The organism is Myroides sp. 1354 (genome assembly GCF_030324495.1).
In the GTDB taxonomy this organism is placed as follows: domain Bacteria; phylum Bacteroidota; class Bacteroidia; order Flavobacteriales; family Flavobacteriaceae; genus Flavobacterium.
Genome location: NZ_JACAGN010000017.1, coordinates 22,439 through 44,465 on the forward strand (window position 1 = coordinate 22,439; position 22,027 = coordinate 44,465).

General features: G+C 35.2%; 16 protein-coding genes, 2 tRNA genes and 1 other RNA gene. 13 read left to right on the top strand and 6 right to left on the bottom strand.

Annotated elements, in window-relative coordinates:
- The first annotated feature begins 51 nt into the window (after window positions 1-51).
- Entirely contained in the window at window positions 52-684 is a 633-nt protein-coding gene (locus tag HX004_RS14895; protein ID WP_286443396.1) for an outer membrane beta-barrel protein, read from the top strand.
- Window positions 685-773: 89 nt separating this feature from the next.
- Entirely contained in the window at window positions 774-1,691 is a 918-nt protein-coding gene (xerD, locus tag HX004_RS14900) for a site-specific tyrosine recombinase XerD (RefSeq protein ID WP_286443397.1), read from the top strand.
- 54 nt (window positions 1,692-1,745) lie between these two features.
- Here the strand turns inward: xerD and rny are convergent, their stop codons facing one another.
- The 4 genes from rny to HX004_RS14920 all read right to left on the bottom strand — a co-directional run bounded on the left by rny (window position 1,746) and on the right by HX004_RS14920 (window position 4,129).
- A complete protein-coding gene (gene rny, locus HX004_RS14905; protein ID WP_286443398.1) occupies window positions 1,746-3,308 on the bottom strand; it encodes a ribonuclease Y in 1,563 nt (520 codons plus the stop codon).
- A 49-nt stretch (window positions 3,309-3,357) separates the two neighbouring features.
- A non-coding RNA gene (gene ssrS / locus HX004_RS14910) (6S RNA) lies at window positions 3,358-3,466 on the bottom strand.
- A 64-nt stretch (window positions 3,467-3,530) separates the two neighbouring features.
- Window positions 3,531-3,830: a cell division protein ZapA gene (locus tag HX004_RS14915; protein ID WP_182628602.1), complete on the bottom strand. Its 300-nt coding sequence runs from the start codon at window positions 3,828-3,830 to the stop codon at window positions 3,531-3,533.
- 8 nt (window positions 3,831-3,838) lie between these two features.
- A complete protein-coding gene (locus HX004_RS14920) occupies window positions 3,839-4,129 on the bottom strand; it encodes a coiled-coil domain-containing protein (protein WP_286443399.1) in 291 nt (96 codons plus the stop codon).
- Window positions 4,130-4,577: 448 nt separating this feature from the next.
- Between HX004_RS14920 and HX004_RS14925 the strand changes: the two genes are divergently transcribed.
- From HX004_RS14925 to fabV, 6 genes are all read left to right on the top strand, one after another.
- Entirely contained in the window at window positions 4,578-6,284 is a 1,707-nt protein-coding gene (locus HX004_RS14925; RefSeq protein ID WP_286443400.1) for a M23 family metallopeptidase, read from the top strand.
- A 3-nt stretch (window positions 6,285-6,287) separates the two neighbouring features.
- Window positions 6,288-8,804 (top strand): TonB-dependent receptor plug domain-containing protein, encoded by a 2,517-nt coding sequence (locus tag HX004_RS14930; RefSeq protein ID WP_286443401.1) that lies wholly within the window; start codon window positions 6,288-6,290, stop codon window positions 8,802-8,804.
- A 57-nt stretch (window positions 8,805-8,861) separates the two neighbouring features.
- Window positions 8,862-9,644: a hypothetical protein gene (locus tag HX004_RS14935; protein WP_286443402.1), complete on the top strand. Its 783-nt coding sequence runs from the start codon at window positions 8,862-8,864 to the stop codon at window positions 9,642-9,644.
- Between the two features lie 954 nt (window positions 9,645-10,598).
- Window positions 10,599-11,549: a helix-turn-helix domain-containing protein gene (locus HX004_RS14940; protein WP_286443403.1), complete on the top strand. Its 951-nt coding sequence runs from the start codon at window positions 10,599-10,601 to the stop codon at window positions 11,547-11,549.
- 10 nt (window positions 11,550-11,559) lie between these two features.
- Window positions 11,560-12,666 (top strand): helix-turn-helix transcriptional regulator, encoded by a 1,107-nt coding sequence (locus tag HX004_RS14945; RefSeq protein WP_286443404.1) that lies wholly within the window; start codon window positions 11,560-11,562, stop codon window positions 12,664-12,666.
- A 294-nt stretch (window positions 12,667-12,960) separates the two neighbouring features.
- The gene (gene fabV / locus HX004_RS14950) at window positions 12,961-14,157 is read left to right on the top strand and encodes an enoyl-ACP reductase FabV (protein WP_286443405.1); all 1,197 of its coding nucleotides are present in this window, start codon (window positions 12,961-12,963) and stop codon (window positions 14,155-14,157) included.
- 173 nt (window positions 14,158-14,330) lie between these two features.
- Here fabV and HX004_RS14955 read toward each other — a convergent pair whose 3' ends face one another.
- Window positions 14,331-16,772: an ATP-binding protein gene (locus HX004_RS14955; protein ID WP_286443406.1), complete on the bottom strand. Its 2,442-nt coding sequence runs from the start codon at window positions 16,770-16,772 to the stop codon at window positions 14,331-14,333.
- 290 nt (window positions 16,773-17,062) lie between these two features.
- On the opposite strand from HX004_RS14955, the gene HX004_RS14960 reads away from it, so the two are divergent.
- Window positions 17,063-17,938, top strand: a complete 876-nt coding sequence (locus tag HX004_RS14960; protein WP_286443407.1) for an energy transducer TonB — start codon at window positions 17,063-17,065, stop codon at window positions 17,936-17,938.
- A 79-nt stretch (window positions 17,939-18,017) separates the two neighbouring features.
- Here HX004_RS14960 and HX004_RS14965 read toward each other — a convergent pair whose 3' ends face one another.
- Window positions 18,018-19,160: an acyl-CoA dehydrogenase family protein gene (locus tag HX004_RS14965; RefSeq protein ID WP_286443408.1), complete on the bottom strand. Its 1,143-nt coding sequence runs from the start codon at window positions 19,158-19,160 to the stop codon at window positions 18,018-18,020.
- Between the two features lie 98 nt (window positions 19,161-19,258).
- Between HX004_RS14965 and HX004_RS14970 the strand changes: the two genes are divergently transcribed.
- From HX004_RS14970 to HX004_RS14985, 4 genes are all read left to right on the top strand, one after another.
- A complete protein-coding gene (locus HX004_RS14970; RefSeq protein WP_286443409.1) occupies window positions 19,259-20,347 on the top strand; it encodes an anhydro-N-acetylmuramic acid kinase in 1,089 nt (362 codons plus the stop codon).
- 173 nt (window positions 20,348-20,520) lie between these two features.
- Window positions 20,521-21,738 (top strand): bifunctional folylpolyglutamate synthase/dihydrofolate synthase, encoded by a 1,218-nt coding sequence (locus tag HX004_RS14975; protein WP_286443410.1) that lies wholly within the window; start codon window positions 20,521-20,523, stop codon window positions 21,736-21,738.
- Between the two features lie 87 nt (window positions 21,739-21,825).
- A tRNA-Val gene (locus HX004_RS14980) sits at window positions 21,826-21,903 on the top strand.
- Between the two features lie 48 nt (window positions 21,904-21,951).
- A tRNA-Val gene (locus tag HX004_RS14985) sits at window positions 21,952-22,026 on the top strand.
- Window position 22,027 lies beyond the last annotated feature (1 nt).

The window sequence follows — 22,027 nt, forward strand, 5'->3', positions numbered from 1 at the left end:
GGTGAAGATGCCCTAATTTCGTACTTAGTTAATAGAAAAAAATTAATGAATATGAAAAAATTAGTACTATCGTTAGCAGCTGTTGCTGCGTTTGGATTTACAGCTAACGCTCAAGAAAAAGAAAAACCAACATTTGGATTCCAAGAAGGAAACATCATGATTGAAGGAAGTTTTCAAATTTCTGACAAAGTGAATAAAGATTCTGACTCAGGAAACAAAGACAAAATCACTACGTATAAATTCAACCCGAAAGTAGGATACTTCTTATCTGATAAGGTTGCTGTTGGAGCGTCTTTAGCTTTTGGTAAAGGAGAGCAAGAAGTTTTCGGTGATAGAGTAGCTACAAATTTATACGCTGGAGTATACGCACGTTACTACTTCTTAGAATTAGGTAACCGTTTCAAAACTTTCGCTGAAGTTGGTGTTGGATACGATCAAAAAGAAATATCTGCAGCTAAAAACAAAATGACAGGTATTCAAGCAGGTATTGATTTAGGGTTTAACTATTTCTTGACTGAAAAATTAGCAGTTGCTTTCACATTAGGTAATGTATTTTCTTATGGAAACCACGATCACAAAATTGATGGTAACAAACAAGGAACTATTTCTGAAACAGAAGCAAACTTAAACGTTTTCAATAACTTCTTTGACAACGCTACATTCGGATTAGTGTACAAATTCTAATCACAATACGGTAAATAATAGATTACAGAAAAGAGCTTCAAAACTGAAGCTCTTTTTTTTATCTTTGAAGGGAAACGAATCCAGAGAAAATGAGTACTAAAAATTGGCAGCTTACTTTGCAATCCTATATCCATTATTTGAAATTAGAACGTGGGCTAGCAGAGAATTCCATTGAAAGCTATGAGTTGGATTTGATGAAGTTCGTTCAGTTTTTGAGTCATAATGAGATAACAGTAACTCCTCAAAATGTTACGCCAGAACACATCAATGAGTTTGTTTATCAAATTTCTACTTTATTAGCGCCAACTTCACAAGCGCGTATTATTTCGGGTTTAAAGAGTTTTTTTACTTTTTTAATTGTCGACGGGCAAATTGAAAAAGCACCTACGGATTTGTTGGAAATTCCCAAACTAGGACGCAAACTCCCTGAGGTATTAGCCATGGAAGAGATCGATGCTATGATTGAAACCTTGGATCTTTCGACTAACGAAGGGTATCGAAATAAGGTGATGTTAGAGCTGTTGTACAGCTGTGGATTACGTGTAAGTGAATTAGTTAATTTGCGTTTGAGCGATCTCTTTTTTGAGGAAGGCTTTATTCGTGTAATAGGGAAGGGAAGCAAACATCGATTTGTGCCCATTGATCCTGATACGATGCAATTGATTATGATGTACAAACAGACCATTCGCAATCATATGCAGGTGAAGAAAGAGGATACAGATATTGTATTTCTAAATCGAAGAGGAGGACGCTTAACTCGAGCAATGATTTTTACCATTGTCAAACGAGCCGCTCAGGATGCTAGCATTCAGAAGAATATTAGCCCTCATAGTTTTAGACATTCTTTTGCAACCTATTTATTGGAGAATGGAGCTGATATTCGCATGATTCAATTGATGCTGGGACATGAGTCCATTTTAACTACAGAAATCTATACCCATATCAGTAGAGAGAAATTAAAAGGTGTGATGGATCAATACCACCCAAGAAGTATAAAGAAGGTATAAAAAAAGCGTTATAGTTCACTATAACGCTTTTTTTGTATTGTTGTTTCCAGTGTACTATTTTGCGATATTAATCGCTCTAGTTTCTCTGATTACTGTAATTTTTACTTGACCTGGATAAGTCATCTCCGTTTGAATTTTTTGTGAAATATCAAAAGATAACGTAGCTGCCATTTCATCTGATACCTTTTCACTCTCTACAATAACACGTAGTTCTCTACCAGCTTGAATTGCATACGAGTTTTTTACTCCACCAAATTCATTCGCAATACCTTCTAAGTCTTTTAAACGCTGAATGTAAGAATCTAATACTTGTCTTCTTGCTCCAGGTCTCGCTCCAGAAATAGCATCACAAACTTGAATAATTGGTGCAATTAAAGTCGTCATTTCAATTTCGTCGTGGTGAGCTCCAATAGCGTTGCAAACTTCTGGTTTCTCCCCAAATTTCTCTGCCCATTGCATACCTAAAATTGCGTGTGGCAATTCGCTTTCTGTTTCAGGGACCTTACCAATATCGTGAAGTAATCCTGCGCGTTTTGCTAATTTTACGTTTAACCCTAATTCTGCAGCCATTAAACCACATAATTTAGCAACTTCACGCGAGTGTTGTAATAAGTTTTGACCGTAAGACGATCTGTATTTCATACGTCCAACGATTTTAATCAATTCTGGGTGTAACCCGTGAATTCCTAAATCGATAACGGTTCTCTTTCCAATTTCAATGATTTCTTCCTCAATTTGCTTCGTTGTTTTAGCAACAACCTCTTCAATTCTAGCAGGGTGAATACGTCCGTCTGTTACTAAACGGTGTAGAGATAATCTCGCAATTTCACGTCTTACCGGATCAAAACAAGAAAGAATAATAGCCTCGGGTGTATCATCTACAATAATTTCAACACCTGTAGCGGCTTCAATCGCTCTAATGTTTCGCCCTTCACGACCAATGATTCTACCTTTTACGTCATCTGACTCAATGTTGAATACGGATACACAGTTTTCTACTGCTTCTTCCGTTCCTACACGTTGAATCGTGTTGATGATAATCTTTTTCGCCTCTTGTTGAGCTGTTAATTTTGCCTCTTCAATCGTATCTTGAATGTACGACATCGCATCCGCTTTCGCTTCTGTTTTTAAGCTTTCAATGATTTGATTCTTCGCCTCTTCAGCAGTTAAACCAGAGATGATTTCTAATTGCTCTACCTGTGTACGGTGTAAGCGTTCAACCTCTTCTTGTTTTTTCTCTATATGTTCAAGTTTAACATCGTAATCCTTGATGATTTTTTCACTCTCTTCAGCCGCCTTCTTCGCTTTAGATAACTCATTAGAAATCTGAGATTCCTTATCTCTTGTGCGCTTTTCAGCCTCAGCCATCTTCTTGTCACGTGCTAAAATAACTTGCTCATGCTCCGATTTTAGCTCAATAAATTTCTCTTTTGCTTGAAGAATTTTTTCTTTTTTAATCGATTCTCCTTCAGTTTTTGCGTCGCGTATAATTGTTTTAGCTTCATTATTAGCGTTTTGTAAAACAGATGAAGCATGGTTTTTTTCTAGGTATTTTGCGATAGCAAAACCTATGCTTGCACCTACCAAAACTCCTCCAACAATAAATAGTATATCCATATGTGTTTTATAATTATATAAAAAAAAGCCCACATCAGTAGAGTTGCATAAACTCTGATTTAAACAAGTTTTGGGTTAGCTTGCTGTTCAAGGATCTGCATAAATGCAGCATGCTTTAGTAGCAATGATTCACCCATTTTAATTTGTTAGTGTTGAGTTTATCAAAACGGTTTACTAATGTGAGCAGTATCTTTTTTAGTTTTTCCTTTAAATAAGAACGTTTTATTTCGAAAGGATACGATCCAAAGCTTCATCTAATCGAACTAATCGATCAACAGCCTTGTTGTAATTCTCTGATTTGTCAATTGTCTTCTGTTCTGTCTGTGAGGCCAATTGTAAAGCACACATCGCCAAAACATCTTGCTTATCTCGTACCGCATAGCTCTCCTCAAACTGAGTAATCATGATATCTATCTTCTTTGATGCTGAACGCAATGCCTCTTCTTGTGCGTATGTAACCGTTAATGGATATACACGATCAGCTATCGATATCTTGATTTTTAATTGTTCATTTTGACTCATAGCTAGCTTTATTTACTGAGTTGAGCGATGCAATTGTCTATCTCTCTTATCAATGAATTTATCTTGAGTTTCGTATCTTTTCTTCCTTCGTCACTGCCCAATAGTGAATTAGCTAATTGGAGCGATTCATATTTTTTATAAATATCGTCTAATTGATGCTCATTTTGCTGAATTTCTTGCTGTGCTTCGATTAAATGTTGTTTCAGCTTGTTGTTCTCCGCTTCCAATTGATCTAATCGCTGTACAAGTTTTGCAAACTTTACTTCCAATGCATTAATTATGTCCGTTAGTTCACTCATGTCACAAAATAAATATTCACTATTCTTTTACAAAGTTACAATTAGTATTTAGATTTTAAAATATTTTCTGTGAAAAGTTCGCCCGAATGAATAGGAAATTGTTTAATAACTAACTAATGAATGTATTATCTGTTTTTTGAATGGAAATAGGTAAGAATCACAGTTTTATTTTAGTATCCTGATGTGTCATTGGGTACTTTTATCGCTTTACCCCTCTTTTTTAGCAGTTGTCTAAGTTTACGATTCTTTTGTTCCATGTCGATTCAACGCTATATGTCCTTTTTTTTAAAAAAACTTTTTTAAGCTTAATTCTAACCTACTGCAACGCATAAGACCTCTAATTTCCTTGTACATTAGTGATGAAAAACACCAAAAGAAAGGCAAGGATTTGTAGAAAAGAAGGTGCAAATTTTGGATTATTCTTTATTTTAGCACTAAATTATAAAATATGAAAAAGAGTTTAACTGGTTTTTTTGTTTGCTCTGCCTTGTTTGCTTTTGGACAATCTCCATCGATAGAATTTGCTAACCCCTTAAATATTCCCATTCATGCCTCAGGTAATTTTGGCGAATTGAGAGGAAGTCATTTTCATTCTGGATTGGATATCAAAACACAACAACGCATTGGTTTACCCGTTTATGCTCCTGCAGATGGGTATGTTTCTCGAATTAAAGTGTCTACTTGGGGGTACGGAAAAGCCTTGTATATTGATCATCCAAATGGCATGACTACAGTATATGGGCATTTGAATGCCTATGAAGGTGAAATCGCAAAACGCGTTTTTGATACGCACTATAAACAACGTGTGTTTGAAATTGAAATTTTTCCAAAGCGCAATGAAATTCCAGTGAAAAAGGGAGAAATTATCGCCTATACGGGGAATACCGGTGGTTCTGGTGGTCCGCATTTGCACTATGAATTTCGAGATACCAATACCCAAAACATTATCAATCCATTGAGTAAGGGAATGAAAGATATGTTGGTGGATACGGAAGCACCAACAATTACTGCTGTTTATGCGTATCCAATTTCTGCAGATGCAACAATCAATACGAATATCAATCCCATTCAATTGGCTTACAAAATGCGAAATGGCGTACTTGCAGCAGATCCCATTACAGCCAAAGGGAAAATTAGTTTTGGTATTGATATGTACGATACAGCAAATAATAATTCTAATAAAAATGGCGTTTATAAGCTTGAAACGTTTATTAATGGTTCGCCAAGCTTTAGCTATCAGTTTGATACTTTCTCCTTTAGTGAAACAGGATTTGTCAATGCCCTGGTGGACTATGAACGCGTAAAACGAACCAAAGCCAAAGTTCAAAAAATGTTTGTAGAGATTCCTTATCCGCTTTCTGTATTAAAAGTGGATAAAGGCAACCAAGGAATTTTAACTGTAAAACCAGGAGAAAGCTATATTTATAGGATTGTAGCTTCTGATTATCACGGCAACCAAACCACAGTTGAGATTCCTATTACGTATGCCAATGATTTTGTTGCTCGTGTGGATAGCATGGATGTGACAGAAGGCGATCGATACGATATGATATCAACGAGAGAATTTGTCTTAGAAAAAGATTTTGCTAGCGTAAAGATTCCTGCTAATACATTTTACAAGGATTTTACATTTATCTTTAATGCTAAGGATAAAGTAGTCACCCTACACAAAGATGTTGTGGCTGGATTCAAGAATATGACGTTGACTGTGGATGTAAGTGGATTTGGATTGACAGATGCCGAATTAGAGAAAGCCTATTTGGCGCAAGTTGAGCCTAATGGAAGTAAATCTTATGTGAAAACACATAAAAAAGGAAAATTATTCACGATTTACACCAAAAAATTAGGCAATTACTCTTACGGAATCGATAATACTCCACCTAAGATATATCAACCTAGTTTTAAAGAAGGTGATTGGTTGAGCAATGCTAATGAAATCTCTTTTTTAGTTCAAGATGCTGAGTCGGGAATTGATAAAATAGAAGGCAGTATCAATGGAAAATGGATGTTGCTGGATTACGATTATAAAACAAAAAAAATAGTACATTTATTCCGCGATGGAGTAGTGGTTTCAGGACGCAATGACGTGATTATTAAAGTGACAGACAACATGAATAACGAAGCAACGTATACGACCCATTTTTTTAGAAAATAACAGATGATAAATCGATTGGTAATTACCTTATTTATTTTTTTATTGAGCATAGGTTTATGTGCTCAAGAGCTTGCTGTAGTGAGAGGTAAGGTTGTGAATAGCGAAAATCAAAAGGGAATTCCCAATGTAGATATCGTGGTTTATCAAGGAACACTCGAAGCAAAACAGGAGGTAATTGGAAAGACTGTAACTGATGAGGAAGGCGGTTTTCAATTGGAAATTCCAAAAGTAGAAAAGGTGTATGTAACGGTGCCAAATTCACTTCGTTGTTTGAATCCAGGAGCCATCTATTTTACAAATGGTTCCTTTCAATTCGTTCGTTTTGATTGTTTACAACTGCCAAGTGAAAACAAAGAAAAAACAAGCCAAGTACTGAAAGAAGAATCTAAGAAACAAGAGCAAGTGTTGGATAATATTACGATTGTAACACCTAAAGGAGGTTTTGAACGAGATCTCTCTAGCGTGAATCTATCGGATGTTATGCCCGCTATAGCTGAAAGTAGTAAATTAGAAACAGTATTAACTACATTGGCAGGAGTAAATTCCAATAATGAGCTAAGTAGTCAGTTTACAGTAAGAGGGGGGAGTTTTGACGAGAATCTCATCTATGTAAATGGGGTTGAAATGTATCGTCCTTTTTTAGTGCGTTCGGGTAAACAAGAAGGTTTAAGCTTTATCAATCCAACAATGGTAGAAGAAGTTTCTTTTTCTGCAGGAGGATTTAAAGCGCAATATGGCGATAAGATGTCATCGGTTTTGGATGTCACCTATCGAAAGCCAACTAAAAATAAGGCGTATTTGCAAGCGAGTTTTTTAGGCGCTGGTGCTACGGTTGATTTGGTGTCGAAAGACAAGGCCTTAACTGCTATTTTAGGCATGCGTTATCAAAACAATCGCTTATTGATGAATCGAAAAGACGACGACGGATATTATAGGCCTTCGTTTATGGATGCCCAAACCCTTGTTAACTATAAATTAGACGAGCAATGGAATTTTAGTTTTTTGGGAAATATTACTGGAAATCACTATAAATATGAACCCAATCGTGCAGATGTAAGCTTCGGGGCTTACAATAAGCCGTCTAATGTAACCGTGTTGTACGACGGAAAAGAAGAAGATAAATACAGTTCCTTATTTGGTGCTTTTACATCAACATATAAATGGGATAGTAACAATAGAATCGAGGCTATTCTTTCAGCTTATCATACGCAAGAAAAAGAATATTATGATATAGAAGCTTCGTATTTATTAGTGGATCAAGCGGAATATGATGCTGATCCGCTTTTTGGAAAGGATATTGAGCGACCTGCTCCGATAAAAAAAGGAGTCGCTTCTCAATTGATACATGCCCGAAACAATTACGATGCTTTAGCTTTGAACGCAGAACTAAAAGGGAAGTTTTTTTTACAAGAAGCTGATGCTTCACTTCATTGGGGAGTGAAATACACCAAAGAGAATATCAAAGACCGCTTGTCTGAATGGCAGTTGACTGATTCGTTAGGATATGTACTACCTGATACACATCCTTATTCCGCGCTTCATACCCAACATACAGTAGATATTAATCGATTCATGGCCTATGGTGAATGGAGTAAAGCGATGTATGTGACCAATGCAAAAATTACGGTTAATGCCGGTGTTCGCATGCAATGGTGGAAGATGTCTGAAAGTAATCAGGGGAAAGTAGTGGTAAGCCCAAGAGCACAACTTGCTTTTGAACCGAGTAATTGGGAGAAAGAGATGTTGTTTACTTTAGCTTTGGGACTTTATCAACAACCACCATCTTATCGGGAATATAGAGGGTTAGATGGAGAATTAAATCCCAATCTAAAAGCACAAAAAGCTTGGGTGGCTGTTTTAGGACATAACTATCGATTCAAAATGTGGGAAAAGAATTTCCGAATGCAATCGGAAGTTTATTATAAAAACATCCAAGACGCTAATATTTATACCCTAGATAATGTTCGCATGCGTTACGTGGCTAATAATGACGCAAAAGCGTATGTATATGGTGCAGATGTTCGTTTGTATGGTGAATTTATCACAGGGACGGAATCTTGGGTGAGTTTTGGTTATATGAAAACGGAAGAGAATTACCAAGGTAAAGGTTATATCGCAAGACCAACAGATCAACGATTGAAATTTGGGTTGTTGTTTCAAGACTATGTTCCTTCTATTCCCAATCTGAAATTGTACTTGAATGCAGTGTATAATACAGGATTACCAGGAGGGTCTCCTTCTTATGTTGATCCGTATTTATATCAAGGAAGATTACGCGATTACAAACGAGCAGATATTGGATTTAACTACGTATTTAAAGACGAGACTGTAGGACAAAATAGCAGCTGGTTACAGGGAATTGACTACTTGCAAATAGGGGTAGAGATTTATAATGTATTTGATTTTGACAACGCCATTACAAACACGTGGATTAAAGACCTTAATAGCAATAAAGCGTATGCTATACCAAATTATATGACCCAAAGAACCTTCAATATTAAAGTCGCACTAACGTTTTAATTTTTTCGTACAGCATTTGTAAAAAAACGTATCTTTGAGTCATCAATAGTGAAAAGAATGAAAACAAAATTAGGTTTATTCGTAAGTGTTTTTTCCGCTGTGTTGTTTTTCTCTTGTAAAGGACAAGAGGAGAAACCAAAAGTAATCTATAAAGATGAAGTAGAAACACCAGAACAACAAGAAGCCGTTAAAGAAAAAACAGAAGATATCAGAATTGCTGATTTGCCTTTGGTTGTCGGTAGTTCATCCTATTTAATTCACCCTATCGGTGAAGTAAGAGTATACAACAGTCCAAGTAAATATGGAACAAGTAAAGTGAGTCAGTTTTCTTATACGGTTTCCAACTATGTGCCATTTGAAATTACGGGGTATCTAGAAAATCTGATGTTTCAACATAAAGATTCTTTGGAGATTAGACCTTTGACAACTAAAAAAATTCAAATTCAATCTGTGGTATATTTGAATACCATAGCAGAAAAATTAAAGAAAAATATCTTAGTTTATAGTGTTTTTGATGCAGATACCAACCGAGATGGTAAAATCGATTCCAATGATATTAAAACATTATATATCAGTAGAAGTAGTGGAAAAGAGTTTAAAAAATTAAGTCCTTATCTACAAGAATTACTAGATTGGACGGTGATTGATGTACAAAATCGATTGTATTTTAGAACGATTGAAGATATCAATAAAAATGGCGCTTTTGATAAGAACGACAATGTCAACTATTTTTATATTGACTTGACTGATCCGAATTGGGAGGTTAAAAGCTACGACCCATTGAATGTATTAAGCACAGAGGAAAGTACGGAAACTCCACCTGTAGAAGAAGTGGTGTAAAAATAAAATACCATAAAAAAAATGCTCCAATTAATTTGGAGCATTTTTTTTTGCTGTTAAGAAAGGGGGAGGGGCAAATTTGTTGAAATCTTGTTAAGGCATCCAAGTTGTCGAGTCAAAGATAAAAGTGTTAAACGCGGATTTTTTTAACGAACCAAGAGAAAGTGAGGGGAGAAGACAGGCGTGACTCCTCTTTTTAATTATTCGCATTTAGTGAAAGTTTTGATTCAATGAACTAACGCATGGGATTAAAGCCGCTCAATAGATTTAAAATTACAATAAATCTAAAATTATTTAATCTGTATTATTTTTAACTTTTTTTCTGTGTTATGGGTTTTATTTTAAAAATAAATTTAATGCATTCTGTTTTTATTGTGTTTTTTGTTGTGTAATTTTTTGTTGATTTTGTTGGTTTTTTGGGGTGAAAAATAAAAACGATGTGACTTTATTTGGAGTTTGTGGTCTAAGAAATAGATGAAATGAGATTTTTATGTTAAGGTTGTTTTTAAGTGTCTTTTTTTAGGAAAGAAGGATAAAAAAAAATTGAGATGTAAGAGTTAGCTCGAGGAAAATAAACAGTTAAATGGATAATCAGTTGTGTTTATTGTATTAAATGGAGATAAATTAATAGGATAATATGAATTATTTGATGAATTTGTTTAGTGACTTTGAGTGTTTTATCTTGAGAAATTAATTATTATAAAAGGTAAAATGAGAATAGGTGAATAATGTGTAATTCTCATTTTGTAATGTTAAATAATATGTTAATCTAAAAAATAAATAATAATTTTGTCACGCTTTAAACGAAAGTAAAAAAAGTAGTAATAGGCGAACATCTATTATCTTAAGTCCCCACTTAATAGAGAATCGTGCCTGTATTGCTATGCAGTATTGTCACGACGCAATATGTGAGGGTAGAGGTATTAATATTAATACATCATCACCACTAACATTATGAAACTAATTAAAACATTTGATGGTTTTTTAAGAGGCCATTTTAACTTCGAGAGCATTGTTAAAAGTATTTTAGCAATATCTCTTATTCAGCTTGTAGTGATTTGCTTAGGTGTAAATCTAAACTTCATTCATTTAGCTATTCCTTTATTGTATTTCTTTACAAGGAAAACAGCAAGTCATGTAGAACCTTCTATTGGTGAGTTTATACTGCATTTTAGCGTAGTTATTCTCGTGATTTTATTGCCGAGTTTGTTTCCATTTAAATACATTGGATCGCTAATCTTTGCTTATGTATTGACGTATTTAATGTTGATTTATAAGGAAGTGAAAACGATAAAACCTTCTTCTGCAAATCAGAGTATCTTAGGATTTATCGGTTTTTTCTGCAATTATATGATTGCTTGTCTAATCGCTAAAACTATTTTCTTTTTAGTCACTTATATCTATGCTGATTTTGGCGTTGAATATGTGTTCTTTCAAACTGGTTTATCCGTTTTGGTTTTATTGTTTAGCTTATTGAGTTTAGTAAATATCAATGGAGGAAATAAAGCAATTCTCAACCAAGTACCTACCTTTATGGTTAATAAAGCGGATATTCAATCTTATAGCTATGTGGTTGAGGATAAGGAAAGAACGATTGTTGATTTCTTTGAAACAAGCGATGAGTTTTTAACTAATTCATTCTCTTTGGATGATTTAGCTGAAGCAGTTGGATTGAGTAAACAAGAGGTTTCTACTGTGATTAATCATCAGTTAAATTCTTCGTTCTATCACATGGTTGCACAATATCGTATTTTGCATGCAAAGGAACTTTTGCAAGAACGCAATAATTTGACTATTGAAGCCATCGTAGAAGAATGTGGTTTTAGTTCAAAGTCAACTTTTAATAAATACTTCAAACTTTTTGTAGGAAAAACCCCATCAGTATATCGCAGTCAAATAGCTTAATATCATTAGTATGGAATTTTATTTCAACTTAATTGTATTAACAGCATCGATTATTTTTGGCAGTATTTCATTTATTGTTAATCGAACATTGACCACAACCACAAAAACGCAAAAAATGCTACATGCTTTTTTGCTGTTTTTTGTTCTGCATATTTTTATTATCCTGTGTTTGAGGTTGATGATGCCGGATTATAAGTTTTTGAGCCTTGGATTGCCGTTAAATACAGCTTATGCCCCTACGTTTTATTGTTGTTTGGTTTTGCTTTCGGAAGAAGTGAAAAATACAGCATATACCCAGAGGCATTCTCTTTTTGTTTTACATTTTATCCCTACGATTATTTTACTCGCCTTTTATGGTTTTTTTGTGAGTAAGCAAATTGATATTAATGAAAGTGAAGCCTATGGCTATTTAATCCTACTGTATTCGGTGGAAGTATTGCAATATATTGGCTACGCTTTTACGGGGTATTTTAAGATTAATAAATTGATGCTGAATAACAATATTCGTCTTTTGATTTTACGCGTGATGTGGATCATGATCTTTATGGCACTCATTTCCCTGGGGGTTATTTTTTATAATAATGTGCTGTATTATGATCTTTCAGTTACTTATCTTGCTTTGTTGTGTTTTTCTGTTGTGATATTCAATTATTATATGACGCGATTGAAGTATGTGAAAGTAGTGCCCGTGTCAGAATCTACAGTGCAAACGGAACCTTTAATCGATGATCAGGCGCTACTGAAATACGAAAAATCAAAATTAGCCGAGGAGGTTTTAATTGCTTATAAAGTAAAGGTAGAACAGGTTTTACAAGATAAAAAGTCTTACCTTAAAATTAGTTTTACCCTAGACGATTTGGAACGCGAAAGCAAAATCGCCAAACACCATTTATCCCAGTTTTTCTCCACTACCTATGGGATGAATTTCAATGCTTATATCAATAAGTTACGCGTGGAATATGCCAAAGAACTTCTTGAAAAACGAAATTTCGATATTTCTATTTCTGAACTAGGAGATGAGTGTGGATTTAATTCTCGTACCTCTTTTTTTAGAGCATTTAAAAAATATGAAGGTGTATCTCCTTCTGAATATATTGCGAATGTTCTTCAAAAATAGATCGTGTTAACGGAGTGAGGGTGAATGTGATTTTGCTGTCCAATGAATCTCCACTTTGTTGCGATTTGATTTTTTGTGAAGTTCAAGATTTTTGTTTAATACACGAACAACTTTATTTCGGAATGTATACTAAGCTGTAAGTCATAAAACGCAAACGAATTTCATCCATTTCTATTTTCTCCACACTATTTCATTTGCATATAAAAAGAGTTGTTTATATTTGTATTTGCATTGAAGATTTCAATAAAAAAACAGAAAAATAATTTACATATAGTAAAGTAAAAAATAGAAATAATGATTATACAACCTAGAACTCGTGGATTTATCTGCTTAACTTCTCATCCAGAAGGATGTGCAGCGCATGTTAAACAACAAATAGCCTATGTTCAATCTAATGGAAAGATAGCAAATGGACCTAAAAAAGTACTTGTAATAGGTGCTTCTACTGGTTTCGGATTAGCATCTCGTATTTCTGCAGCTTTCGGTTCTGACGCAGCTACTATTGGTGTATTCTTTGAAAAGTCAGCAACAGAAGGTCGTCCAGCAACTGCAGGTTGGTATAATTCAGCAGCTTTTGAACAAGAAGCAGCTAAAGCAGGTCTATATGCAAAAAGCATCAATGGAGACGCTTATTCTGACGAGATTAAAAAACAAACAATTGAATTGATTAAACAAGACTTAGGTCAAGTGGATTTAGTTGTATATAGTTTAGCTTCACCTAGACGTACTCACCCAAAAACAGGGGTGGCTTATGCTTCTGTTTTAAAGCCAATCAATGAACCTTTCTCTAATAAAACAGTTGATTTCCACACAGGAGTAGTATCGAATATCACCATTGACCCTGTTACTGAACAAAGCGATATCGATAATACAATCGCCGTAATGGGAGGTGAGGATTGGAAATTCTGGATAGAAGATTTAAAAGCGGCAGGTGTTTTAGCTGATGGAGTTAAAACGGTAGCATATTCTTATATCGGACCTGAATTAACGTACCCAATCTACCGCAATGGTACAATTGGTATGGCAAAAAATGATTTAGAAGCAACGGTTCCAACAATCAATAATTTGTTAGCTGATTTACATGGAATTTCTTATGTTTCTGTAAATAAAGCTTTAGTAACTCAATCAAGTTCTGCAATTCCAGTAGTGCCATTATATATCTCTTTGTTGTACAAAGTAATGAAAGAGAAAAATATTCACGAAGGTTGTATTGAGCAAATGTATCGCTTATTTAATGATCGTTTGTATGCAGATAAACCAGTGGTTTTAGATGCTGAAGGAAGAATCAGAGTAGACGATTGGGAAATGAGAGAGGATGTTCAAGCTGAAGTAGCTAAGCTTTGGGAAGAAATCAACTCAGAGAATATCAATGAAATCTCAGATTTAGAAGGATACAGAAAAGATTTCTTCAATCTATTCGGATTCGAATTCGACGGAATTGATTACAATGCTGAAACAAATGAACTAGTGGATGTAGCTAGTATAAAATAAAACAAAACAAAAGCACTCTCAGAAAGGGTGCTTTTTTTGTGAGGTTTGCTCTTTGTGAGGTTTGCACTTTGTGAGGTTTGCTCTTTGTATGGAATTTACAACTTCACAAAAAAGCAAAAAAGCAACTTCACAAAGAGCAACTTTACAAAAAAACAAAAAAGCAAAAAAAACATTTAATCCAAATACTTCTCTTGTAAGTCCGTAATAACTTCTTGTATTTGCTGTGTTAGTGTTGCAATATATTGAGCTAAATCCTCTTTTGTTTGAAATTGAAGGGTTTTATCTTCTAATTTTTCCAGAGCTGGTACGAGGTGGTTTATTTGAAGTTGTTTAAACATGGGCAGCATCTTATGTGCAATATTGCTAATGGTATCCCAATCAAAATCATCCTTGGCGTAGTTTAAATCTAGAATGTTCTCTTGGGTACTATCGACAAAAATAACCACAAACTTACGCAGGGCTGTGCTGTCTTCTCCAATAAATTGTTTAATTTGATTGATATCGTATAAAGTAGTTGGTTTTTCATTAGATAAAGAAGTATTGGGTACTGATTCAAATTCAATTTGGTGCTCAGGGTGTAATAACTGTGTGATAAGAACCAATAGCTCTTGTAACTGAATGGGTTTTTGATGGGCTGAAGTAAATCCAGCATTGGTGAAATCTTCCAGGGTAAGATCTCGTTTACCTGATAGAGCAATAACGGGAATCTCGCTGTACTTTGGATTGGTACGCAAGAGTTGTATCATTTCAAAACCATCCATTTTAGGCATTTGAATATCACTTAAAATGACATCATACGTATTTTGTTCTAATACAGACTCAATCTCAGAGGAATCGTTTAGAATTTCAATATGCTTAAAGATAGGAGAAAGTAGTTCTTCCATCAATTGCAGTTGAATCTTATCGTCATCTACAACCAGAATTTTATTCTGATTTAAAACTGTAAATAATTCTTTGTATTGATGTACGGATGTATGGGTGTTTACTTGAACATCTGCTTCTTCTAATGGAATTGTCAGGGTGAAAATTGAACCTTCACCTAAGATACTCTCTACGTTTATATCCCCTCCTAATAAACCAATTAAACGTTTGGATATGTTGAGTCCTAATCCTGTACCTCCAAAGCGCTTTTCAATGCCTTCATTTGCTTGACTGAATTCTTTGAAAATGTTTTCTATCTGATTTTGCTCAATGCCAATTCCTGTATCAATCACCTTAATTTGCAATTGATCTCCTAGTTTTATCGCCTCTACAAATACACCTCCTTTTTGAGTGAATTTAACTGCATTGGTAATTAAATTGGTGACAATTTGCTTTAAGCGATAAGGGTCTGAAATAAAGGTGTTGTTTAACGCTTGGTCAACGGTCCATTTTAATTTAATCTTCTTGTTGTCTGCATTGGGAACCAATGGAGCGCATATACTTTCTAATAGATCTTTCGGATTGAAAGCTTTTTCTTGAATACTAATTTTGTTGTTTTCTAATTTAGAGAAATCCGTTAAGTCGTTAATTAAATTAGCAATGTATTGAGTTGAGCTCTGTATGTTGTTGAGGTATTGTCTTTGCTTAGTGTTTAATTCTGTCGATTCTAATAAATTAGAAAAACCAATTAAACTGCCTAATGGTGTTTGTAAATCGTGAGTAACAGTAGCGAATAACATAGTTTTACTGCGCAATAGAACCTCTCTCTCTTTGTTGAGTTGCTCTAATTTTAAACGATATTCTTGTGTTTGGTTGATGTCTTTAATGATAATCCAGCCTAAAATAATAATGACAAATAGGGCAGAACCTCCAATATAAGCAATGTTTGTAGACGCTGTACTAATACGAGCCTTTGATTCGTTGATGTTTTGGTAGGAAAGTGTCAATAAATTTTGCTCAATACTTTCAAGGATCTTGCGCAATTCGTTGGTAATGTTCTTGTTCTCTATGATGAGTTTTTGCTCTTCTTTTAATAAATTGGCCTGTTGTTGATTGACCTTTTCTTGCGCCTTGAGAATAATGCTTTCCATGGCGTTAATTAGCGAATCTGTAACGCTGGGATAGTTGATGGTTTTGGTAATTGTATCGGTGTGATCTCCTTTGAATAATCGAGCCCAAGCACTGCGCTTTTCTTTTTCTTTGGATTGAATGACAATAGGTTGGATTTTCTTTTCTATCTCATCGCGTATATCGTAAATCTTGTCAATGGCCTCACTGTAATTTCGGTCTTCATTAATCTCTTTTCGAGCCTTGATTATATTGTTGAAGCTGACTTTTTTCTTTTTTAGTAAATCTTGTACTAAGTCGATTTTTTGATGAATAGCTTGGTCTGTTGTCGTCAGTTTAATGCGATCAATTTGATTGACTAAAGTATCCAAATGCGAATAATAACTTTGAATGTCTTTTTTATTGCCTGTTACAATGGCATTTCTGCTGTATATCTCTGATGAATATAGGTTGTTTAATGTACTGCTGACAAGAAATATCTTATTGTTTTCCTTGACTACTTGCTCTTCAGGTAAGGTGAATTTTTTAGCTTCTTTATATATGTAAAAACCCGAAAAGAAAACAGCTCCAAGTAGTATAACATACAAGAATATGATTTTTATTTTGATTGATTTTGAGGGTTTCATTTTGATTTCGTTAGAATTGAACCACAAAGGTACAAAATGTTGAGTCTCATTTTTGGATTTTATGGGGCAATGATTGTGGAATGTAAAAATGTTAAATAGATAAGTTTTTAGTGTTGCGATATGTTTTGATTTGTGTTGTTTAATTTGTTAAATTTCTGTTTTTATGTTTATTTTGTTTGGAAGTTTATTGAAATTGATTAACTTTAGTAGAAAAAATGTAATGGTATGGGTGTTAAAGGTGGAAAGACATTGAATGAAGTGTTAGGTTTAATCAATTAAAACAGTATGTTATGGCAAAGAATGATTTATTTAAGAAAGATTGGTTAGATATTGTGTTTGCAGGTAGAAACAAGCAATATGGTGCCTACAAATTACGTCTAGAAAGCCCTAGAACCACACTTGTTGCTTTGGGCAGTGGTTTGTGTTTATTCGCTTTTGTATTTGTTGCTCCAACGGCTATTTCTTCTTTCTTTGAAGAGGAAAATGGATTGGCAAAAGGTGAAATTACCTATTGTGATTTTGGAGAGTTGGACCAACCCATTGAATTGGAAGATTTTGATTTTCCAAAGGAAGAAGTAGAAGAAGTGAAACCTCTTGTAGAAGAGCCTAAAACAGAAGAAAGTAGTGCACCGGCTTCTAGTATGGATGTGACGCGATTTACAACGCTAGAAGTAGCTGCCGCCACTGAAGTAACAGAGGAGCCAGCGAAACAAGAAAATTTAGTAGATGTATTAATTGGAAGTGAAAGCATCAAAGGAAATGAAGCCGGAAGTATTTTAATTGATGAAACGCCAGGTGTAAAAGTAGGTGGTTTAGGAACGGCTATCACAGACGATGAGGAAGAAAAAGGAAATGAAATTTTTCGCTTTACTACTGAAAAAGCAGAACCCATAGGAGGGATGGCCCATTTTAGTCAAACCTTTATTTCTAAATTTCGCGAGTTACAAGTAGATAATAACGTAAGTAAAGTACAGGTTATTTTGTCTTTTGTTGTAGAGAAAGATGGAAGTATCACGGCTATTAAAGTGCTTCGCGACCCAGGTTATGGTGCAGGTAAGGAAGCAGTTCGCGTATTAAAAAATATGCCGAAATGGAAACCTGCTCGTCAGGATAATCGTACAGTTCGATCTCAATTCACTTTACCAATAACGATTCAGGTACAGTAAAGAGAGATAAATTGATAGATAGGTTTAAAAAATAAAAGCGATCCATTGGATCGCTTTTATTGTATGCTATAAAGTGAGATTAGTCTCTTGAAATTCCTCTTGAAATTACAATTTTCTGAATTTCAGATGTTCCTTCATAAATTTGAGTGATTTTCGCATCACGCATCATACGCTCAACATGATATTCTCTTACATATCCATTTCCACCGTGAATTTGCACTGCTTCTACAGTGGTGTCCATTGCTGTTTTAGAAGCAAATAATTTAGCCATAGCTCCAGATACAGAGATATCTTGACCAGCATCTTTTTCTGCTGCTGCCTTTAAACAAAGCATACGTGCTGCTGAAATTTGAGTTGCCATATCTGCTAATTTAAATGCAATTGCTTGGTGATTGATAATCTCAGTTCCAAATGCTTTGCGCTCTTTGGCATATTTTAAAGATAATTCATAAGCACCTTGTGCAATTCCTAAGGCTTGAGAAGCAATACCAATACGTCCTCCGTTTAATACGTTCATCGCAAAGGCAAAACCAAATCCGTCTTCTCCAATTCGGTTTGCTTTTGGTACTTTAACATCTGTGAACAATAAAGTATGAGTATCAGATCCGCGGATTCCCATTTTTTGCTCTTTCGCTCCAATTTCAAATCCAGGTAATCCTTTTTCTACGATAAATGCATTAATCCCTTTGTGTTTCTTCTCTGGATTTGTTTGTGCAATTACAATGTAAAAGGAAGCTGTACTACCGTTGGTAATCCAGTTTTTTGTTCCGTTTAATAGGTAGTAATCCCCCATGTCAACAGCAGTCGTTTTTTGAGAAGTAGCATCCGAACCTGCTTCTGGTTCAGATAAACAAAAAGCTCCGATTCCTTCTCCTGAAGCTACCTGAGTTAAGTATTTTTCTTTTTGCTCTTCATTTGCATATTTTTCTAAACCTGCACAAACTAAAGAGTTATTAACAGATAAAACTACAGCTGTAGATGCGTCAACCTTTGCAATTTCCTCCATTGCCAATACATAAGATACGCTATCTAATCCACTTCCTCCATACTTTGGATCAACCATCATCCCTAAAAATCCAAGCTCTCCTAATTTTTTGATTTGCTCTGTTGGGAAAATTTGATGTTCATCTCTTTCAATAACACCTGGTAATAATTCAGTCTGTGCGAAATCACGCGCAGCTTGTTGAATCATTAGTTGTTCTTCTGTTAATTTAAAATCCATTGATTGTTTATTTTATGCTTTGTAATCTGTAAAATTTAGAAGTTCAAATATAGCGGAATAATATCAAATATTCAATTAGTATACGTAAATTTATACCTATGAAAAATAGTCAATACCGCGTTATCGGAATCATGTCAGGGACTTCTCTCGATGGAGTCGATGTAGTGTATGTAACCTTGTCTGTTACTCAAGGAAAATGGACCTTTGAAATTGAACAAGGACAGACCGTGCCCTATACGGAAGTATGGAGAAAAAAACTGAAGACAGCTATTACTCTGAATAAAGAGGAATTGGATATACTAGATGAACAGTATACGGTGTATTTGGCTGAGGTAATTACTGCTTTTATTCAAGAACACGCCTTAGAATCTGTTGATTTCGTTTGTTCTCATGGACATACAGTTTTACATCGTCCTGATTTGGGGTATACCGTTCAAATTGGCAACTTATCCATTTTAGCAGATCTGATTCAACATAAAGTAGTATGTGATTTTCGCGTACAAGATGTTTTACTCGGAGGACAAGGAGCTCCTCTGGTTCCAATTGGAGATCGCTTGCTATTTGGTGCATACGATGCCTGTCTAAACCTCGGTGGTTTTGCAAATGTATCCTATGAAAATAAATTGAATTACCGCATTGCTTACGACTTATGTCCAGTGAATGTCTTACTCAATGAACAAGCGCAAAGGTGCGGTCTTTTATATGATGACGAAGGAAAGTTAGCCCGACAAGGTACTATTTCCTACCCGCTATTAGAGGCTTTAAATGGATTGGACTATTACGGAAAAACACCGCCCAAATCTTTAGGCGTGGAGTTTGTGTCAAGCCATATTCAACCCTTGTTGGCGATGTATCCACTGTCTCCACAAGACTATTTAGCAACCTTTGTTGAACATATTGCACAGCAAATAACACAAGGAATTCAGTTGCCTGAGCAAGCGAAAATCTTAGTAACAGGTGGAGGAGCTTTTAATAGTTACCTGATGGAACGCATTCAACATCACGCAATAGCCTACCAATTTGATATTCCTTCATCCTTATTGGTTAACTATAAGGAAGCGTTAATTTTTGCCTTGTTAGGTGTGCTTAAAGTGAGAGATGAAGTTAATACGCTAGCTAGTGTTACAGGAGCGCAATATGATCATAGCGCTGGTGTAATCTACGATATTTTTGATCCTGTTTGGTAGGGAAGGGAAGGCTTAAAACGTTAATCTGCTTGTGTAACACCTAGAAAACAACTTATCTTTGATCTACTTTTATTCAAGGCAATGTCCAATTGGATGTTGTGTAAAAGGAATGGAACGTAAATGATTTACACGAATTAATTAATCCTATAGGAAGCAGTCCTATATTTTGACTTATGACTTATCAAGAAACTGTCTTATGGATGTTTGAACAACTTCCAATGTATCAACAGCAAGGAGCGATTGCTTATAAAGCAGATTTATCGAATATCGAAAAATTAGCTGCACATTTACATCATCCTGAAAAAGAGATTAAAACGTTGCATATTGCTGGTACCAATGGAAAGGGGTCCACTTCCTCTATGTTAGCATCCATTCTTCAAGAAGCAGGGTATAAGGTAGGATTGTATACTTCTCCTCACTTAAAAGATTTTCGAGAGCGCATTAAAATAAATGGAGAAGAGATAACAGAAGCTTTTGTGGTTGACTTTATTGAAGCGAATAAACCGTTTTTTGAACAAGAGTCCTTGAGTTTTTTTGAAATGACAGTGGGAATGGCCTTTCAATACTTTAAAGAAGAGCAAGTTGATATTGCGGTGATTGAAGTAGGTATGGGAGGAAGACTCGATGCAACTAATATTATTACACCTTTAGTCTCTGTGATTACCAATATAGGAAAAGATCACGTTGCCTTTCTTGGAAATACACTAGCGGCTATTGCAGGAGAAAAGGCAGGTATCATTAAACGACATATTCCTGTCGTTGTTGGAGAATATACAGCCGAAACAAAACCTGTTTTTATCGCTAAGGCGAAAGAAATGGAGAGCCCGATTTATTTTGCTTCGGAAACCTACGCGTCAAATACATGGACTTCCGATTTAAAGGGAGTGTACCAACAAAAAAATATACGCACGGTCCGTCAGGTGGTAGAATTGTTGCGCAAAGACTTGGTGATTACCGAAGAAAATGAGAAAAAAGGCCTCAATCGTGTAGTGGAAAATACAAAATTACAAGGTCGTTGGCAGGTATTACAAGAAAATCCAAAGATTATTGCAGATACTGCACATAACGAACATGGGATTTCTATCGTAATGGAACAGTTAAAAACAGAAAAATACGAGCAATTATATCTGGTTTTTGGGGTTGTCAATGACAAAGATCTAGAAAGTGTATTGCCATTTTTGCCTAAAGAGGCAAAATATTTTTTTGCGAAGCCAGATATTTTTCGTGGATTAGATGGAAATATTTTAGCGGAGAAAGCAAAGGAATTTGGATTGGAAGGGATTGTTTGTAATTCAATACCAGAAGCTTATGCAAAAGCAAAGGCTGAGGCGAAGGCTGAGGACTTGATTTATATAGGAGGGAGTACTTTTGTAGTAGCAGAAATTTTATAAAAAAAAGTTGCAAAAAGCTTGCAAACATAAAATCCCGTCGTATATTTGCACCCGTAATCAACACACGATTACACGTTCATTAAGAAAGGGCGATTAGCTCAGTTGGTTCAGAGCATCTCGTTTACACCGAGAGGGTCGGGGGTTCGAATCCCTCATCGCCCACCATTTCTTACACATATTGAAAATATTCCGAATTTATAGAAATATTTATTAGGGCGATTAGCTCAGTTGGTTCAGAGCATCTCGTTTACACCGAGAGGGTCGGGGGTTCGAATCCCTCATCGCCCAC

Coding starts and splice junctions, on each gene's coding strand:
- HX004_RS14895 (WP_286443396.1), top strand. CDS start 52: ATGAAAAAATTAGTACTATCGTTAGCAGCTGTTGCTGCGTTTGGATTT.
- xerD (WP_286443397.1), top strand. CDS start 774: ATGAGTACTAAAAATTGGCAGCTTACTTTGCAATCCTATATCCATTAT.
- rny (WP_286443398.1), bottom strand. CDS start 3,308: ATGGATATACTATTTATTGTTGGAGGAGTTTTGGTAGGTGCAAGCATA.
- HX004_RS14915 (WP_182628602.1), bottom strand. CDS start 3,830: ATGAGTCAAAATGAACAATTAAAAATCAAGATATCGATAGCTGATCGT.
- HX004_RS14920 (WP_286443399.1), bottom strand. CDS start 4,129: ATGAGTGAACTAACGGACATAATTAATGCATTGGAAGTAAAGTTTGCA.
- HX004_RS14925 (WP_286443400.1), top strand. CDS start 4,578: ATGAAAAAGAGTTTAACTGGTTTTTTTGTTTGCTCTGCCTTGTTTGCT.
- HX004_RS14930 (WP_286443401.1), top strand. CDS start 6,288: ATGATAAATCGATTGGTAATTACCTTATTTATTTTTTTATTGAGCATA.
- HX004_RS14935 (WP_286443402.1), top strand. CDS start 8,862: ATGAAAACAAAATTAGGTTTATTCGTAAGTGTTTTTTCCGCTGTGTTG.
- HX004_RS14940 (WP_286443403.1), top strand. CDS start 10,599: ATGAAACTAATTAAAACATTTGATGGTTTTTTAAGAGGCCATTTTAAC.
- HX004_RS14945 (WP_286443404.1), top strand. CDS start 11,560: ATGGAATTTTATTTCAACTTAATTGTATTAACAGCATCGATTATTTTT.
- fabV (WP_286443405.1), top strand. CDS start 12,961: ATGATTATACAACCTAGAACTCGTGGATTTATCTGCTTAACTTCTCAT.
- HX004_RS14955 (WP_286443406.1), bottom strand. CDS start 16,772: ATGAAACCCTCAAAATCAATCAAAATAAAAATCATATTCTTGTATGTT.
- HX004_RS14960 (WP_286443407.1), top strand. CDS start 17,063: ATGGCAAAGAATGATTTATTTAAGAAAGATTGGTTAGATATTGTGTTT.
- HX004_RS14965 (WP_286443408.1), bottom strand. CDS start 19,160: ATGGATTTTAAATTAACAGAAGAACAACTAATGATTCAACAAGCTGCG.
- HX004_RS14970 (WP_286443409.1), top strand. CDS start 19,259: ATGAAAAATAGTCAATACCGCGTTATCGGAATCATGTCAGGGACTTCT.
- HX004_RS14975 (WP_286443410.1), top strand. CDS start 20,521: ATGACTTATCAAGAAACTGTCTTATGGATGTTTGAACAACTTCCAATG.